Source organism: Micromonospora globispora, assembly GCF_003857015.1.
Taxonomy (GTDB): Bacteria; Actinomycetota; Actinomycetes; order Mycobacteriales; family Micromonosporaceae; genus Micromonospora; species Micromonospora globispora.
On the sequence record NZ_QGGF01000745.1, the window covers coordinates 1 to 898 of the forward strand.

2 protein-coding genes are annotated in these 898 nt (G+C 75.4%); both read left to right on the forward strand.

Translation table 11 applies throughout. The annotated features are described in order from the left end of the window. The coding region (gene dnaG / locus DKL51_RS33165; protein ID WP_498070982.1) for a DNA primase at positions 1 to 344 on the forward strand (344 nt) is incomplete at its 5' end. Further along, the gene (locus DKL51_RS33170) at positions 344 to 880 is read left to right on the forward strand and encodes a hypothetical protein (RefSeq protein ID WP_109942894.1); all 537 of its coding nucleotides are present in this window, start codon (positions 344 to 346) and stop codon (positions 878 to 880) included. The genes dnaG and DKL51_RS33170, both read left to right, overlap by 1 nt. The last annotated feature ends 18 nt before the right edge of the window (positions 881 to 898 follow it).

An 898-nucleotide genomic window follows, 5' to 3' on the forward strand; every position in this document is an offset into this window, starting at 1 on the left:
ATCCAGACCGCGCCGCCGGCGGCGCGGCGGCGGCCACCGGCGGCGCGGTCTGGATCGAGCAGGTCCGCGACGCCTGCGACGACCTGGCCGCCCGGGCGCTCGTCGGCGAGTTGGCCGTCGAGCCGCTGCGCATCGACGGCGAGCCGGACCCGCGCTACGTCTCGATCACGATGGCGCGCCTCCAGTGGGGCTCGGTCACCGCCCGGATCAGGGACCTCAAGTCCAAGATCCAGCGGATCAACCCGGTGAGCAGCAAGGACGAGTACTTCGCGCTCTTCGGGGAACTGCTCTCGCTGGAGCAGCACGCGCGGGCGCTGCGCGAGCAGGCCGCGGGAGGACTGTGATGGGACTGTTCAACCGCAAGCCGAAGCTGCCGCCGGCGGACCGGCCTCCGTTGGCGCCCGACGAGCGGATGCTCGCCTGGGCAGCCGCCGGCAACGGCGAGGGTGACGGCGTGGTGGTGGCCAGCAACCTCGGGCTCTGGCTCCCCGGCCGGGGCCACCGGCTGGGTTGGCACGACATCCTCAAGGCGGTGTGGTCCGGGCGCGAGCTGACCGTCACCCCCGCCGAGCGGGTCACCGAGCGGGACGGCTACCTGGTCGTGGCCGACTGCCCGGCCGAGACGTACCTGCTGCTCGACCCCGGTGAGCTGCCGCACCAGGTGCGCGCCCGGGTGACCCGCTCGGTGGCGTACACCGCCCACCATGAGGTGCCCGGTGGCGGCGGCCGGATCGCCGCCCGCCGGGTGGCCGGCGTGGACGGCCTGACCTGGACGGTCCGCTACGACCCCGGCACGTCGGCCGACGACGAGGCGGTGGCCGCCGAGACCGACCGGCTGGTCGCCGCCGCCCGCGCCTCCACCGCGCCCGCCGACGTCTGAGCCGCACCCGCACCGCGC